Below are 16,525 nucleotides of genomic sequence, written 5' to 3'. Positions count from 1 at the left end.
TCAGCGCTTTTTTGTTATCCCCTTCTCGCCAGCGTCGCACCATCGGCAAAGTAGGCTTTGATCCCCGCCAGAATCGACTCTGCAACTTCCTGCTGGAAGGTCGCAGTTTTGAGCTTGCGCTCTTCCTCAACGTTACTGATAAATGCGGTTTCCACCAGAATAGACGGAATATCCGGCGCTTTTAGTACCGCAAACCCGGCTTGTTCAACCTGGTTCTTATGCAGATTGTTAACTTTACCGAGCTTATTCAATACCGCTTTACCAAACTTCAGGCTGTCGGCGATGGTCAGCGATTGCACCATGTCGAACATGGTATGGTCGACGTAGCGATCGCCGCTCTTGCTGACGCCGCCAATCAAATCCGAGGCGTTCTGAGTTTGCGCCAGATATTTCGCGGCGGTGCTGGTCGCCCCTTTGGTCGAGAGTGCAAACACCGACGAACCTCTGGGCTGTCGACTGGTAAATGCATCAGCGTGAATAGAGACAAACAGGTCTGCACGCTGCTTCTGCGCTTTCGCCACGCGGACTTTAAGCGGAATGAAGATATCTTCATTTCGCGTCATAAAGACCTTCATGTTGCCCTCTTTCTCTATGAGGGCTCGCAGGCGTCGGGCAATCTGCAGCACCACATCTTTTTCACGCGTCTTGTATTTCCCCACCGCACCGGAGTCCTCTCCGCCATGCCCAGGGTCGAGCATAATGACAATGGGACGATCGCGCCCCGCTTTACCCGGCTGCGGGCCACTTTGCGCAGGCGGCACCTGTTTGTCCAGATCGCCCTTGTTGTATTCTTCCAGCAACGCCAGCAGCGGATCCTGAACATCCTGGGCATTAGCAGGATAGAGATCCATCACCAGACGTTCTTTAAAGCCTGCCACCGGAGCCAGCGCAAAAAGTTGCGGCTTCACATTCTGTTTCAGCTCGAACACCATCCGCACGGTCTGTGGGTCAAACTGCCCGACGCGCGCCGATTTAATATACGGATCGTCAGGACGGATCTGCGCACCCATGCCCTTGAGCACCGAGTTCAAATTAACGCCTTCAATATCCACAACCACACGCTCAGGATTACTCAGGGCAAACTGTTTGTATTTCAGCAGACGGTTAGATTCTACCGTGACGCGGGTGTAGCTGGACGCTGGCCAGACACGTACGGCAACGACCTGACTCATGGCAGCCAGACCAACCTGGCTGACGCTCAAAAGCCACATAGCACCCGCACCTTTTAGTAAACGGCGGCGACTGATTGCTGAATTGGATCCCGACATGCTTCTCCCGAGCAAAAAGAAATCTTTATTGAGGTAATACGTAAAACGTCTGAATTGACCGGAAACTTTAGCGAATGACGCATAATCTGTCATCTATAAAAGGGTAAACATTCTTTTTATATTCACGGCATTACTGAGAAAAATCTTCGGCATGGGTAAAAATTACGCTTGCGCACAGCGCCAAAACAGAATAAAAATACACAAATTACGAATAATCATGCAATGAGGGTGTACCGTGGTGAAGGAGCGTAGAACCGAACTGGTACAGGGATTCCGCCATTCTGTTCCCTATATCAATACCCATCGGGGAAAGACGTTTGTCATTATGCTGGGCGGCGAAGCCATCGAGCATGAAAACTTTTCCAGTATCGTCAATGACATTGGCCTTCTTCATAGCCTCGGCATCCGCCTTGTCGTGGTCTATGGCGCACGACCGCAGATTGATGCCAATCTTGCGGCACATCATCATGAACCGGTGTACCACAAGAATACGCGCGTTACCGACGCTAAAACCCTGGAGCTGGTCAAACAGGCGGCAGGGTTACTTCAGCTTGATATTACCGCCCGCCTGTCAATGAGCCTGAATAATACGCCATTGCAGGGGGCGCACATCAATGTGGTCAGCGGTAATTTTATTATCTCCCAGCCGCTGGGCGTTGATGACGGCGTGGATTACTGCCATAGCGGACGTATTCGTCGTATTGATGAAGATGCCATTCACCGGCAGTTAGACAGTGGCGCGATTGTGCTGATGGGCCCGGTCGCCGTTTCCGTCACCGGTGAGAGCTTTAACCTGACTTCAGAAGAGGTCGCCACGCAGTTGGCTATCAAACTGAAGGCAGAGAAAATGATCGGCTTTTGCTCCTCTCAGGGCGTCACCAACGATGATGGCGATATTATTTCCGAGCTGTTTCCTAACGAAGCCCAGGCGCGCGTTGAGTTGCAGGAAGAGAAAGGCGATTACAGCTCCGGCACAGTGCGCTTCCTGCGTGGGGCAGTGAAAGCCTGTCGCAGTGGGGTACGGCGCTGCCATCTGATCAGCTATCAGGAAGATGGCGCATTGCTGCAGGAACTGTTCTCCCGTGACGGGATCGGTACGCAGATCGTAATGGAAAGCGCCGAGCAGATCCGCCGCGCTACCATTAACGATATCGGCGGGATTCTGGAGCTGATCCGTCCGCTGGAGCAACAAGGCATTCTGGTACGTCGCTCCCGCGAACAACTGGAAATGGAGATCGACAAATTCACGATTATTCAGCGCGATAACCTGACCATCGCTTGCGCCGCTCTGTACCCTTTCCCGGAGGAGAGAATTGGCGAAATGGCGTGCGTGGCGGTGCATCCGGACTACCGTAGCTCATCGCGCGGGGAAGTATTGCTGGAGCGGATCGCCGCGCAGGCCCGGCAAATGGGACTGAGCAAACTGTTCGTGCTGACCACGCGCAGCATTCACTGGTTCCAGGAACGTGGTTTCACGCCGGTGGATATCGACCTGCTGCCGGAAAGCAAGAAAGAGATGTACAACTATCAGCGGCGGTCAAAGGTGCTGATGGCGGATTTGGGGTAGTTGCCGGATGCGGTATAAATGCCTTATCCGGCAACGAATTTTATTGATTAAACAACGCCGACAATCCGCTGCGACGTTCGGTGCGGGTGGCAATGGCGTTACTTAATATCCGCTCATCGGCATACAGTGACAGACGCCGGCGCGCGCGGGTGACGGCGGTATAGACCAGCTCGCGGGTAACCACGGGTGAATGCTGGCTGGGTAAAATCAACGCCGCATGGTCAAACTCAGATCCCTGCGATTTGTGCACGGTCATCGCCCAAGTGGTTTCATGTTCAGGTAAGCGACTGGGCTGGACTGATTTGATAGAACCGTCCGGCAGCGCAAACCACACCCTCAGGCCCTGTCCACGATCGAGGGCAATGCCGATATCACCGTTAAATAATCCCAGCGAACTGTCATTGCGCGCGATCATCACCGGCCTTCCCTCATACCAGCGGCTATGCGTCGAACGATGAATTTTACGTTTTTGCGCCATCACCTGCTCAAGGCGTTCATTCAAACCACCCACGCCAAACGGGCCTTCACGCAGGGCACACAACAGCTGATACTCATTGAAGGCCTGAATGACGGCATCCGGCTCAGCGCCCTCGCGCAGTAAATCCAGATAGTGCCCATAACCCGCCAGCGCCTCATCCAACATCGCGGCGTAATCTTCGCTGCTATGTAGCGTGCGTTTTTCGATGTCGCTAAACCCCTGCTGGAAGACCGTTTTGAGCGCGGCTTTGTCACCACGATTAATCGCAGCAGCCAACTGACCGATTCCGGAATCGCTACCGAAACGGTAACTCTTTTGCAGCAGACACAAACTGTCGCGCAAAGCGGCGGCCTGAGTTCCCAGACCTGCCGGAATAGCGCTTCCGGTCAGACGACTGAGCTGGCGGGCGCGTTCCGGGGTAAACCCGTTACCGACGAAAGCACAGATATCCCCCAGCACCGCCCCCGCTTCGACGGAAGCGAGCTGGTCACGATCGCCAAGAAAAATCACCCGCCCGTGCGGCGGCAGCGCATCGATAAGGCGCGACATCATCGGCAAATCAATCATCGAGGCTTCATCCACCACCAGCACATCCAGATGCAGCGGGTTTCCCGCATGATGGCGCAGGCGCTGACTGCCTGGCTGAGCGCCTAATAATCGATGCAACGTACTGGCGTCATCGGGAATGCGTTTCTTTTGCTCTTCGGTTAACGGCAGTTCTCGTAGCGCTGCGCCCAGCGAGGCAGTCAGGCGCGCTGCCGCCTTTCCAGTAGGAGCCGCCAGGCGAATACGGCAGCGTTCCCCCTCCGCCATCTGAATCAACGCCGCCAAAAGCCTCGCTACTGTTGTCGTTTTTCCGGTCCCCGGCCCGCCGGAGATCACCGATATACGACGGGTCAACGCCACCGCAGCGGCCACTTTTTGCCAGTTAACACCTTCCGCTGGTGGAAACAACGCCGCCAGCGTGTGGGTAAGCCGTTGTTCATCCACCTCAATGGCGTGGTTAACTTCACTGAAAAAGCGAGCCACCGCCCGTTCGTTATGCCACATCCGGTTCAGATACAAGCGATCGCCGTGCAGCACCAGCGGCGTGGGTTGCTCACCACGGCTTACCACCCCGGAGGCCAGCAGACATTCCGTCCAGTCTTCTGGCTCCCCTACTTCAGCGAGCCAGGCGCTTAAAAGGGGATGGGCGTCCTCGCTCAGGGATAACCGCGAAAGTGGTAAGCAGACGTGCCCTTCTCCTGCTTCACGACTGAGCAACGCCGCCGCCAGCGCAACGGCAGGGTTGTCATTTCCGGCAACCGCCAGCGCAAACTGGGCATCCAGAGGCCGGAGCTGTTTTTGCTCCACAGCTTCCAGTAATCGTTTCTGGATTGTCATGACATCTCCTCCAGTGGCGCACCGACAAACATCTCGTCCATCAAGGCGATTAACTCCCCGTCTGGTCGGGTCGCGTAAATTCCCTGTTGCGGATTTTCACTGTCAATGCCACGCAAGAAGAGATAAATAACGCCGCCAAAATGGCGTTCATAATCGTAATCAGCAATGCGATGGCGCAAGTAGCGATGCAGCGCCAGGGTATAAAGTTGATACTGCAGGTCGTAGCGATGCGCCTGCATGGCAGAGGCCATCGCCTGCTGCGTATACGCTGAGCTGTCTTCCCCCAGCCAGTTCGATTTGTAATCGAGAAGGTAATAACGCCCCTGGTGGCGGAAAACCAGGTCAATAAATCCTTTCAGCATGCCGCGTACCTGCATAAATTCCAACGCAGGGCACCCCGCGGAGAGCGGATCGTATTGGCGAATTAACGCATCAAGTTGGCTGGCCATCAGCGGCTGCGAAATCGGCAGGTAAAACTCCATCTCCACCTGTTTTTCACCCGCGGAAAGATGGCTCAAACTTACGCCCGTCTCGTTGAGAGGCGCCTGCAAAATGGCATCCAGCCATTCGGTCAAAACCGGCGTCCAGTGCGCGTCATAACCGCCCAACGCCAGTTTTTCCTCGACCCAACGCGGATCTACCGGTTGAGTAAAGTCGAGATCTTCAAACAGGCTATGCAAGAATGTACCTGGCGAAGCGCCGCGCGGGAACTGATGCGGTGTAAGCCCTGACTCTTCAATAACCTCGCCAACGCCTGCGGCATCAATATCCAGTCGCGGGATCAGATCCTGCGCGATTCCATGCCCACGCTGCTGCAGACCGGAATAACTGGTCACGCGCCAGCTATCGCCGGGCGGACGCTGCAGTATTTTCGCACTCAGTTCGCAGCTAACAGCCTGCGCAACTTGCCAGCGTTCACCGTCAGGCTGCGCAGGCGTCTGGCAGGCAATATCATCACTGCACAACGCTTCAATCGCACTACGCAGACCCGCGGCATCCATCGGCTCACCTTTTTGCAACAGGCGACCAAGGGCGCTGTGATGCACATCGGTATCCCCTTTTTTATCGCCCCGACGTCGCACCAACGGCGCCACGCCAAGGCTGCAGTGCCATACCGAACGGGTTAGCGCGACATAGAGCAAACGCAGGTCTTCCGCCAGACGTTCCGCTTCAGCCAGCTCAACGCTCTCCTCGGCATCGCTGAGATCCAGCACGGCTTCAAAAGAGCTGCGATCGTGGTAGAAAGCCTGATCCTGGACGCGGAAATTCGTGATAAACGGCAGCCAGACCAGCGGATACTCCAGCCCTTTAGATTTATGGATAGTGACGATTTTGACCAGATGCTTGTCGCTTTCCAGCCTGAGCTGCTGGCTGGACGCGTTGCTGTCGGGTTCAAGAATATGCTGGGACAGCCAGCGCACCAGCGCATGCTCGCTTTCCAACTGCGAGCCTGCTTCCTGCAACAGTTCGCTGATATGTAAAATATCGGTCAGGCGGCGTTCGCCCCCCGCCGTCGCCAGCAGGTTTTCCGCAATCTGGCGGGTTGTCATCAGCGCGCGCAGCATCGGCATCACGCCGCGTTTATGCCAGATCTGACGATAGCCATCAAACTCTTCGACCACCGCATCCCAGGCATTTTCGTCGTTATTTAAGGCTTCAAGATCCTGCGCATTCAGCCCCATCATTGAGGTCGCCAGCGCGCTACGCAGCGTGTTCTCACGCTCCGGCGTCATCACCGCCTGCAGCACCCACAGTAACTCCCGCGCTTCCAGCGTTTCAAATACGCTGTCACGGTTGGAAAGGTAGACGGAGGGAATTGCCAGCTGCGTCAGCGCATCACGGACCAGTGCCGCCTCCTGGCGGCTACGAACCAGTACGCTGATGTCCGACGCGCGTACCGGACTGGATGTTTTACCACTGACCAGTTGCGCAGCGCCTGACTGCCCGGCCTTAAGCCAGTCGCGAATTTGCGTGGCGCACACCTGGGCCATGTAGTTTTGATAATCGCCTACGCCGCAGCTTTCCCCTTCCATCAGCCACATGCTCATGGCTGGCTGTGTCTCACCGTGTAAAACAAACCGAAACGACTGGTTTTTTTCTGCAAATTTTACCGGGCTAAAGGGGATTTCGCGGAACATAAAGGCGTCATCCATCTGGCTGAAAAGCGTATTTACGCTATTGACCATGCCGGGGGCCGAACGCCAGTTGGTATCAAGCGTATAGTGTGCGCTGACCTCGCTGCGCGCCTTCATATAGGTGAAGATATCCGCGCCGCGGAACGCGTAAATCGCCTGTTTTGGGTCGCCAATCAGCAGCAGTGCGGTATCCGGCTGATGCTGCCAGATCCGGCGAAAAATACGGTACTGCTGCGGATCGGTATCCTGAAATTCATCGATCATCGCGACCGGAAAACGGGTACGGATAGCCGTCGCCAGGGCATCGCCGCTTTCACTGCGCAACGCCGCATCCAGACGGCTGAGCATATCGTCAAAGCCTAGCTCACCGCGGCGTCGTTTCTCCTCGGCAACCGCCGAACGGATCTCCGCCAGCGCCCGGGTGATCACCAGATCGCGGAGAGTTAACGGTTCGCTAAGCAGTTCATCAATAGCGACAAACAGCGGGTGCTGAGGGGTTATTCCGCCCGCTTTAGTGCGCTCTTCCAGAAAACGCTGTGAGAATTTCTCCAGCGCGTCAGGAAGCTGATAACTTTGGGGTTGTTCTTGCGCCCATGCGCTGATCTTTTCGATCCACTTACCCTGGTTACCACGGTTAAATTTACGCCGGTCGATCCCGGAGGCTTCCAGCAGGCCATCCAGCTCATCAACGGAATCACGCCATTGCTGCTTGATCTGGTTAATGCGCGCGAGAATTTGTTCGTGTCGGGAAGCCAGCGTTTCGTCATCAGACGGCGGAGCCTTGATGACCGGCGCTTCCCCCTGCAGATAGCGATCGATGTCTCTCAGCAGAGCCTGCGGTCCTTTCCACGTTTCAAAAATCACCTGCGCAATGTCGCGGGGTAGCGGATAGCAGTGCCGACGCCAAAAGTCCGCACAGGCCTGATAGCGCAGCAGCGATTCATCTTCTATCAGCTGCTGTTCGAACAGCATGCCTGATTCAAAGGCGTTGAGACTGAGCATACGCTGACAAAAGCCGTGGATGGTAAACACCGCCGCTTCATCCATCTGTCTTTCAGCCAATAGCAGCCACTGAGCGGCCTGTTTTTTATCGGCGATTTCATCTAACAAACGGGCATATAGCGGGTTGTCGGTCTTTTCACGCAGGCAGGCAATTCGCAGTTCATGAATGTTGCTACGAATTCGTCCGCGCAACTCTTCGGTGGCTGCCTCGGTGAAGGTGACCACGAGCAGTTCTTCAACGGTCAGAGGACGAGGAAAGGCGGCAGAGCCGCCAAGTCCAAGCAGTAAACGTAAGTACAGGGCGGCGATGGTAAATGTTTTACCGGTGCCCGCAGAGGCTTCAATCAGGCGCTCGCCCGTCAGGGGCAAGCGCAGTGGATCAAGGGACTCAGCGGCATCATTCATTCTTATCACTCATCAGGGGTAAGGTTTGCTGCAACGCGCTGACTGTCTGCCACACTTTCCAGCCTTCCGGGTGCACATATTCTGCTTTCCCGTTCTGACTGCCGGAAATCTGTGACAGTATCGCCATGCCTTGCGGCTCAACCACCGCCTGATGGAAGAAGTCGGCAAGTTTTTGCGGCGTCAGCAGTTTAATCTGAGCCACTATTTTATCACGTGAATCGAAGCGCATATTGCCGCGATCAAAATCTTTGCTTAACTGTGAGGCTTCTTCCCCCAGCGTTTGCGGCGCCTGCAGCATTTGCGCAATAATCGCCTGCTGAATTTGCGCAAACTCTTCAGGTTTCATCGCCCGCAGCTTCGCTTCCGCCGTCGGGAAGAACGCTTTATAACGCTCCCAAAGATAAGACGGCTGCTTATCATTGCTTTGCAGCAGGAACCCCATTCCCCACTGACGGCCGATACTCATCGGGAAAGCAAATACAGCGTAGCCTAACTGCTCTTCAGTACGCAGTTGATTGTAGAACCACGGCTGAACAATCTGCCCTAACATGGCGCTGTAGGCTGAACTGGCGTATTCATCGTATCCGGTTGGCACAAATACCGCCGCCAGCGCGGAGTCCGTGCTACTGCCTGCTTTTTCAAAGATGACGGACTGCTTCTTGTCCACAACCACATCTTTATTGCGACACCACTGTGACCCGTTAGCGCCAAGCTGTTGTTGGATATCCCGCGCCATAGTCGTCGCCTGAGCGGCGCTCATATTACCTATTACCAGGAATTCAGGCCGCGCACCGGTTTTTAAGGCGTCGCGGTACGCCATCACCTCTTTCAGGGTGATGGAAGGCAGTAGCTTACGGCGCTCATCGCGTGAGAAGTACGGCACCTGAGAAAGCATTTGCACTGGCATAATTGCCTGATCGTAGGCTTTACCCTTCTCTGCAGAATCCATCATCTGGGCATACCAGGATTTCGCCTGTTCCAGCTGTTCATCCGTTGAGGTGTAGCTGAAATAGCCGCTCAGCAGCGCCTGAAAAAGCTGCGGCAGACGTTGGGTATAGCCGTTGGCGTTAAGCATCAACCCATTGTTAGCGTTGGTAGAGAAACCAATTCCACCTACCGACGCCTGGTTGCTTAACTGATCGAGCGCAATCCCCGCCAGGTAATCGTTAAGTGCGAATAATACCTGGTTGCGAGCGCTGTCCATGGCCTTCGGGTTACGCAGGATCACGCTGACGTCAGCCTTCGGCTCACTGGCAAAATACTGGCTCGGCGCATACACCACGCGTAGATCCGGCTCATCAACGATCAGTTCCGGGTGCGCGTATTTTTTATCCGTTTTAATCAGCGTGAAATCATCCGGAATGTAGGGGTTCAACTCCGGTAACGACAGCGCAATGCCCTGCGCTTTTTGCTGCCAGTCGGCAAAGGTTTTGTCGCTGATTTTATCCACCTGGTAAGGCGCATCGACAAAATAAGCGGTTTTATTATGCGGTTCTTTCGCACTGATATACCAGATACGCGCATTCTGTGGCGTCATCATTGCCAGGCGTTGCTCAACGGCTTTCACATCGTACTGGTCGGCAATATTCACCGCATCCAGCGTATGTTCGACAGGCACGCGGATCATGGTATCAGCCAGCCATTCCACGTAGTCCATATCACGGGTGATGGAGGGATAACGGAAATCGAGATCCAGTACGTGCGCCAGTTCGTCAAAATAGCGTTTATCGACGCCTTTATCGCGTAACAGATTGAGATAACTGAAAATTGCCGCAACAACTTCATCGCGATTCGCCAGCCCTTTGTCGGTTAACGTCGCGGAAATGGCTAACACGCCGCTGTTCCCATTGACCACCGGATCGGAATCCGCACGAATACCTTCAACCAGTCCCTGCTTTTGCAGCCAGTCAGACAACGTGCCAGGGCTACGATTACCAATCAGATAGGTCACCAGCTCATCGGTTTTACTGCGGAACTGCGCGCTGTTGTTATCGATACGAAACTCGACGCGCAGTACTTTACGCGGCATTGCCGGAACATAGTGGATGATGACGCCCTTTTGCGCGTCGGTGACTACCGGTACGGTAATTTCAGGCTTTACGATATTTCTGTTCGGTACGCGTCCAAAGGTGTCAGCAGCTATCCGCGCCAGCTCTGGCAGCGGCTTATTGCTATAAATCACCGCCTTCATCAGGTTCGCGGAGTAGTACTTTTCATGAAATTTTTGTAATGCCTGCACCACCGGGTTTCCCGGTTTATCGCTTAATGTCTCGAGATTTCCGCCGGAGAAACGCGAGCCAGGGTGCGCCGGGTTGATGGTCTCAGCACTCACCTGCGCCATACGCATCCCGTCTCGGGTACGCGCCAGCGTCAGCTCGGAGTTAACCGCGTTACGCTCACGATCGGCATATTTTTTATCCAGCAACGGATCGGCAATAGCGTCCGCCAGGCGATCCACCGCCCCCACCAACGCGTCGTTTTCGACTTCAAGATAGAAGGCCGTACGGTAAGGCGCGGTGCTGGCATTGTGGCTGCCGCCGTGCATTTTCAGGAATTCAGCCAGACTGTCCGGCTGTGGGTATTTTTTCGAGCCCATCAGACACATGTGTTCGAGATAATGCGCCAGCCCCTGATGCTGGTCCGGATCTTCCAGCGAGCCCACGGGAACCACCAGTGCAGAAAGGGATTTCACGGCCTGAGGATCAGATACCAGCAACACGACCATGCCGTTATCAAGGCGCACGGCCTGATACTGGCGGGTGTCTTTATCGCTTTTACGGATGGTTTCAGCTAAAGGCTGCCAACCGGTATCTGCCTGACTTACGGGAACCCAAAGGGCGACGAACAACAGTAATGCGCTGAACCAGGTGCTGCGGGGCATTCACAAACCTCATCATTAACGTATTCATCTGTTCACAGCAAAGCACGCATAAATACGTGATCTGAACAGGGCAAGACTATGTGCTGAACGAGCCAGCATCCTCTCTTTGTAAGAATCAGTCCGTGACAGAATGCGCATCATAGTGGAAGCCATCGAACTGCGCAATTTTTATACAATCATCATGACTGATTAAAGCGAAAAATCGGTAACAGGTAGCGCTGAGACTGTAAAACAATGGTCTCCAGCGTAGCCGCATCCAGCTGACGCCAAAGACGCTGATACCAGATATCATCACCTTCACCCCGTACCATCATGTTGCCTTCATAGGCCTGCAGAAACTTACTGCGCGCTTTTTGCAACGTTGCATCGTCATCTAACATGGCATCATTTACGGCGTCATAACAGGTTTTTATCCAGGCGCCGCCGCTTTCGGGCAATACCAGCAATGGTGACGACATGCCTTCCCGATACCCGTCAATGAGCTGCGACAGGTACAGCAGTGCCTGCTCTGCATCCAGTGGCGGAAAACGCCATTCCCCGTCTTTACGCAGGAACAACCGGCTCTCTCCCGTACCGCCACTGGCACAATAGACAAGATGTTCCAGCCAAAGTTGCACACCCTGCGCAATGCTTATCAAAGATGGGCGCCAGCGCAACAAACCGTCCTCTTGCACCTGTGGCAGCCAACCGGTGATTTGCACGCCGTTACAGTTAAGATCGATTTCCATACTCTGGCAGGGCTGACGACAGGCGATAATGCGTTCAGCCAGCGACTGCATCTCCTGACGCTGCGTATCCCACAGAATTTCGCCAAATGGCCCATAGGGAAGCGTGCCCGCCGCACGAAAACGGCGAAACAGTTGTTCAGCATCCTTCTCTTCAACCAGCGTGTTAAGCAATTGCTGATTAAGCTGATAGCGGGTTAATCCTTCAAGAGTGAACGGTTCCGTTTCCGGGATCTCACTTTCTTCAGAGCGGAAGTTGACCCTCAGACGCATCTGGAAAAAAGCCCTTACCGGATGAGCCCAAAATCGCTGCAGCGTTTCCAGCGTCAGCGTTTCAGGCATCTCAAAGGGAAGCGTCTGGACAAAATCCGTGTGCGCTTTTCCTGACAGGCTCGCCGCAGGCAGCCATTCCCGGGCATAGCTTTGCTGTTCGCCGCCCGGCAGATAGTTTTGTGCATCAAAGGGCATACGGGTATGCAAACGAGTAATGTGTGCTTTTACCCGGGCCTCGCTTTGATCGCAGGTCAACGATTCATCGCCCGGCAGATAGTGGCTTTGCCCGATGTAGTCCATCAGTTCCTGCACCAGTACCGACGGGAAGCGCTCGCTGTTGTCCTGAATGGAGCGGCCAATGTAGCTGATGTAGAGCGTTTGCTGTGCTGAAATCAATGCTTCAAGAAACAGGTAGCGGTCATCATCGCGACGGCTGCGATCGCCCCTCATCGGTTTTTGACTCATCAAATCAAAGCCCAACGGCGCAAGCTGACGCGGATAAACGCCATCGTTCATACCCAGCAGGCACACCACCTTGAAAGGAATAGAACGCATCGGCATCAGCGTACAAATGTTAACTGGCCCCGCCAGGAAGCGCTGGCTAATGCGCTCCTGGTCAAGACGCTGGGCCAGCTCATCACGCAATAGAGAGAGCGGTATGGCATCACCATACTCAGCCCCCAGACCTTCAGTGATAATGGCCTGCCACTGCTGTTCAATCAGCGTCATCGCCGCTTCGGTATCTGCATCCGGCAGGAAGAAATCATTAAGCATGTCCCGACAAACGGGCAGCCACTCTTCCAGCGGCCGTTCCTGCGCTAACCCTCTACGCCAGAGATTGAGCTGCATCAGCAACGAGGCCAGATGCCCTACCAACTCGGCAATCAAACCGTTAGACTCATCGTATGGCAATACCGATTGCCACTCGCCCTGCGCGCTTTCCATCGCGTAGCCGAGAAGCATGCGCGTTAAACCAAATTGCCAGGTATGCTGACCTGTTGGCGGAAGTTCCAGTTCACGCACGTTATCGTCGTCAATACCCCAGCGAATCCCGGATTCATTGACCCATAAACGAAGATAGCGCAGCCCTTCTTCATCGATATTGAAACGCGCCGCCAGCACGGGCACATCCAGTAATGCCAGCACATCCTCTGAGACAAAACGGCTATCCGGCAGCGACAGCAGGCTAATAAAGGCCTGTAAGACGGGATGAGACTGGCGCGCCCGACGGTCGGAAATCGCATATGGTAAGTAACGCTCAGCTGGCGCGCTGCCAAAGACCGACTGAATAAATGGGCTGTAGCTGTCGATATCCGCCACCATCACAATAATATCGCGCGGCGTCAGCGTGGGATCCGCTTCCAGCATTGCCAGCAGGCGGTCATGAAGAATTTCTACCTCGCGCTGTGGGCTATGACAAACATGGAAAGTCACGCTGGTGTCGTTCAGTTCAAGCCGTCGTTTATTGTCGCTACGCGAATACTCTTCCAGGGTAACGCCCGCCACGGCATGACTTTCAAGTTCCAGAATATCCGATTGAATATTATGCAAAAGATTGTCAGGTGTTATATCGACAAACGCATCCAGCTCCTGACTATTTTCCAGTTCTGAAAGCAAATAAATGTAATCGCGCCCCAGTTTGCCCCACGAGGCCAGCATCGGGTTGCCCACATCCTGTTCACCATCGCTGTTAAACAATCCTTCGGCTTTCTGACTATCGCGAAACAGCGGCAGATGGCGTTCTTCAAAGCTGTGCCGACGCTGACGCGCCATCAGCTTCGCCAGCCAGGCGGGATCTTTTATATCTCCCCAGTAGTAGCGACAAGGGTTGGTAAACAGCAGATGAATATCAATGTGCTTGCCCAGCGCCTGCAATGCCTGCAAATAAACCGGCGGCAGCGCTGAAATGCCGCAAATAAAGACGCGAGAAGGCAGTCCCTGCGGGCACTCGGACGCGCTTTCCAGAGTCTGAATAAATCGTTGGTATAAATTGGCGCGATGCCAGCGCGGCTGGCCCAATTCCTCGGTGTGTTCCACCAGCGCTTTCCACAACGGAGCCTGCCAGGCCTGAGACTCGCCGAGTCCCTCAACCTGTCGCCCGGCTTCCCACTGGGTCAACCACTCAGGGCGATAGACTAAATACTGGTCGAAGAGGTCAGCCGCGCGCGAGGAAAGCTGAAACAGCTTACGTTTATCGGTGTCGTCCGTCAGATAGTGGCGCAGCAATGCGAAGTCATCGCCATCCAGCAATTGCGGCAACAGCGTCATCAACTTCCAGCTCATGCTCTGTTTGCTGAACGCGCTCTCTTTCGGGATATCCGGCAGCACGCGCACAAACATATCCCAGATAAAACTCGCGGGCAGCGGAAAATCGATGTTGGCGGCAATACTAAACTTCTGTGCAAGGGTCATTTGTAGCCACTGCGCCATACCGGTACTTTGAACCAGGATCATCTCAGGTTCAAAGGGGTCGTCCAGCCGCTCGCGCTCAACGATAAATTCCATTAACGCTTCCAGCACATCCAGACGATTGGAGTGGTAGACCCTTAACATAGCGACTCCTGACTACTGACGATTCGGGCAATGCAGACGCGTCATCTGACCCTGCCTGCCCAAGGGTGAAGAAATTTTAACGTTGATGCTGACACATCCCGCGCTCGTTGTCTGCATTCGGTTAACCTGCCAGTTCAAAGGCGATGAAAACTGATACAGCTGGGTTTGCTGCCAGGCGTGACGCCAGAGTTGCTGATACTGGTTTCTGATGATAAAGCTGTTCATCAGCGCCCGCTGGTATCCTGACAGCGCGGTCACAATCATGATCATCAACACCATTGCCAGCATCACTTCCGGCAGGCTAAAGCCACGCTGTCTGTTCAGGGGATCTGACATAGTGCCTGCTCCTTTAGCGGACAAAAATCGCTCCAGCCGTGCGCCGAATATTCGATATTGTCATCAATAATCGCCCCCTGCCGCCATAACGATACCCCTTCATAATGGACTATAAGCAGCACGAAATTATTAGTAAGCAGTCGCAGGCAAACCGCGACATCCTGCGTGGTATAACGCCGACACTGTGCGGCGAGTTGTAAGCGCCAGGGCTGCATACGCCCCCATTCCATCGCGGATTGCACCACCGCCTGGCGCTGCAGAGCCTGACTTTGCGTGACCACTCTCGAAGCAAAACGGGACTCCTGCCTGCTAACGCCTTGCAGCAGAAGGCTACCGAGCACCAATAGCAACAAGGCCATCGCTAAAGATGAAACGCCCCGCTCACGGTTCACAGGTTGAATCCTGTCACGCTGTAGACTGCTTCAATAACCTTTTGTGGTTCGGCATTGTTCACTCCGCGCAAACGCAGCGTAAGGAGCGGGGAATATCCGCTGATATTCAGACGTTCGACCTGAAATGCCTCAATCTGTATCGTGGCTGGATCGGTCATTTTCTCCCACCCTTTTCCATTGCAGTCCGTTACTCCCCGCAGGGTCTCCAGTACCTTGTCCTGTAAACGAAATCCAATCGTATCGGCCTCTTTCGCGGGACTGCTCTCCCAAATGCCGTTGCTATTGGCATCCCAGCGTGCAATGACACAGTCGCCCTTAGCCGATATCACCAGCCCCTCTCCGACACAGTTTCCGCGGCAATACCCTGCCCGCTGAAGATGCTTCGCCACGGTGTATACCCGCTGCCATATTTCATCTTCCAGCGCTAACTGGCGCGTGTTGCGCAGGATCTCTCGCTGCAGCGCGGGTAAAAATCGCGCTGAGCTAAGCAATAAAACGCTGCTAATCGCCATAGCAATCAGCACCTCCAGGAGTGAAAAGCCCCGTTCGTTTACTGACATAACCTGGCCTCATCTTTCTCGCAAAGCCTGATTCGCCCCCAGCCTGACACCACCACGCGCCATTCCCCTGTCGTATTTTTCAGGCGAATATGTCCAGCCCATGCCGTATTGCGCAGACCAAAAAAGGCCAGTGAAGGTGTTATCTCTGCCATTTCGACATCGTCCCAGGGCGGTGTAAAAACCAAGGGCGAAACGGGTAGACACGTGGTTTGCACAGCAGCAGAGCTGACAAAACACCAGGATGTGCCATCCCGAATCACGCTGATGACGTGATCGCGGTTACGCCAGTTAGCATCTTCACGCAGTTGCAGCAGGTAATCTCGCACCTGAATGGCGGTTTGCCATAGCCGCTGTTGCTGCTGCCAGCGCTGCCAACCATACAGCCCCGAGGCGCCAAGCGCCGCGACGATCAGCATCGCAATCAGGGTTTCGAGAAGCGTGTAGCCGTGTTGTTTTTTCATGTCGCCAGTATGGCGTGAGGAAAATGAATAACGAGCGGGAAATTCGGTTTCTACGGCGAGCTACGGGGAATATTTGTCGCGTTGCAGGTCATTGCAATATTTCAGG

Annotated in this window: 10 protein-coding genes; 1 reads left to right on the top strand and 9 read right to left on the bottom strand. The window is 54.5% G+C overall.

Annotated elements, in window-relative coordinates:
- Positions 1-14: 14 nt before the first annotated feature.
- Positions 15-1,268 carry an N-acetylmuramoyl-L-alanine amidase AmiC gene (amiC, locus tag HVZ39_RS05270; protein ID WP_016154266.1) on the bottom strand — a complete coding sequence of 418 codons (1,254 nt, stop codon included), beginning with the start codon at positions 1,266-1,268 and terminating at the stop codon, positions 15-17.
- A 235-nt stretch (positions 1,269-1,503) separates the two neighbouring features.
- Here amiC and argA point away from each other — a divergent pair, with 235 nt between their 5' ends.
- Positions 1,504-2,835 (top strand): amino-acid N-acetyltransferase, encoded by a 1,332-nt coding sequence (gene argA / locus HVZ39_RS05265; RefSeq protein ID WP_008785703.1) that lies wholly within the window; start codon positions 1,504-1,506, stop codon positions 2,833-2,835.
- A gap of 40 nt (positions 2,836-2,875) precedes the next feature.
- Here the strand turns inward: argA and recD are convergent, their stop codons facing one another.
- The 8 genes from recD to HVZ39_RS05225 form a co-directional block, all read right to left on the bottom strand.
- The gene (recD, locus tag HVZ39_RS05260; RefSeq protein WP_181633306.1) at positions 2,876-4,696 is read right to left on the bottom strand and encodes an exodeoxyribonuclease V subunit alpha; all 1,821 of its coding nucleotides are present in this window, start codon (positions 4,694-4,696) and stop codon (positions 2,876-2,878) included.
- Positions 4,693-8,238 (bottom strand): exodeoxyribonuclease V subunit beta, encoded by a 3,546-nt coding sequence (recB, locus tag HVZ39_RS05255; protein WP_181633305.1) that lies wholly within the window; start codon positions 8,236-8,238, stop codon positions 4,693-4,695. Before recB ends, recD begins: the two co-directional genes overlap by 4 nt.
- Complete coding sequence (ptrA, locus tag HVZ39_RS05250) at positions 8,231-11,119, bottom strand: pitrilysin (RefSeq protein WP_181633304.1); 2,889 nt, start codon at positions 11,117-11,119, stop codon at positions 8,231-8,233. The genes recB and ptrA overlap by 8 nt, the downstream gene beginning before the upstream one ends.
- 179 nt (positions 11,120-11,298) lie before the next feature.
- On the bottom strand, positions 11,299-14,670 hold the full coding sequence (gene recC / locus HVZ39_RS05245) for an exodeoxyribonuclease V subunit gamma (RefSeq protein WP_181633303.1): 3,372 nt from the start codon (positions 14,668-14,670) through the stop codon (positions 11,299-11,301).
- Between the two features lie 12 nt (positions 14,671-14,682).
- On the bottom strand, positions 14,683-15,006 hold the full coding sequence (locus HVZ39_RS05240) for a prepilin-type N-terminal cleavage/methylation domain-containing protein (RefSeq protein WP_047359086.1): 324 nt from the start codon (positions 15,004-15,006) through the stop codon (positions 14,683-14,685).
- On the bottom strand, positions 14,991-15,398 hold the full coding sequence (locus HVZ39_RS05235; RefSeq protein ID WP_181633302.1) for a DUF2509 family protein: 408 nt from the start codon (positions 15,396-15,398) through the stop codon (positions 14,991-14,993). Before HVZ39_RS05235 ends, HVZ39_RS05240 begins: the two co-directional genes overlap by 16 nt.
- Positions 15,395-15,958, bottom strand: a complete 564-nt coding sequence (locus HVZ39_RS05230) for a prepilin peptidase-dependent protein (RefSeq protein ID WP_181633301.1) — start codon at positions 15,956-15,958, stop codon at positions 15,395-15,397. Before HVZ39_RS05230 ends, HVZ39_RS05235 begins: the two co-directional genes overlap by 4 nt.
- A complete protein-coding gene (locus tag HVZ39_RS05225; protein ID WP_016157377.1) occupies positions 15,949-16,419 on the bottom strand; it encodes a prepilin peptidase-dependent protein in 471 nt (156 codons plus the stop codon). Before HVZ39_RS05225 ends, HVZ39_RS05230 begins: the two co-directional genes overlap by 10 nt.
- Positions 16,420-16,525 lie beyond the last annotated feature (106 nt).

The organism is Citrobacter sp. RHB35-C21 (assembly GCF_013816515.1).
Classification (GTDB): domain Bacteria; phylum Pseudomonadota; class Gammaproteobacteria; order Enterobacterales; family Enterobacteriaceae; genus Citrobacter; species Citrobacter braakii.
Note: the sequence above shows the minus strand (reverse complement) of the source record. Positions and strands in the feature narration are given on the sequence as shown.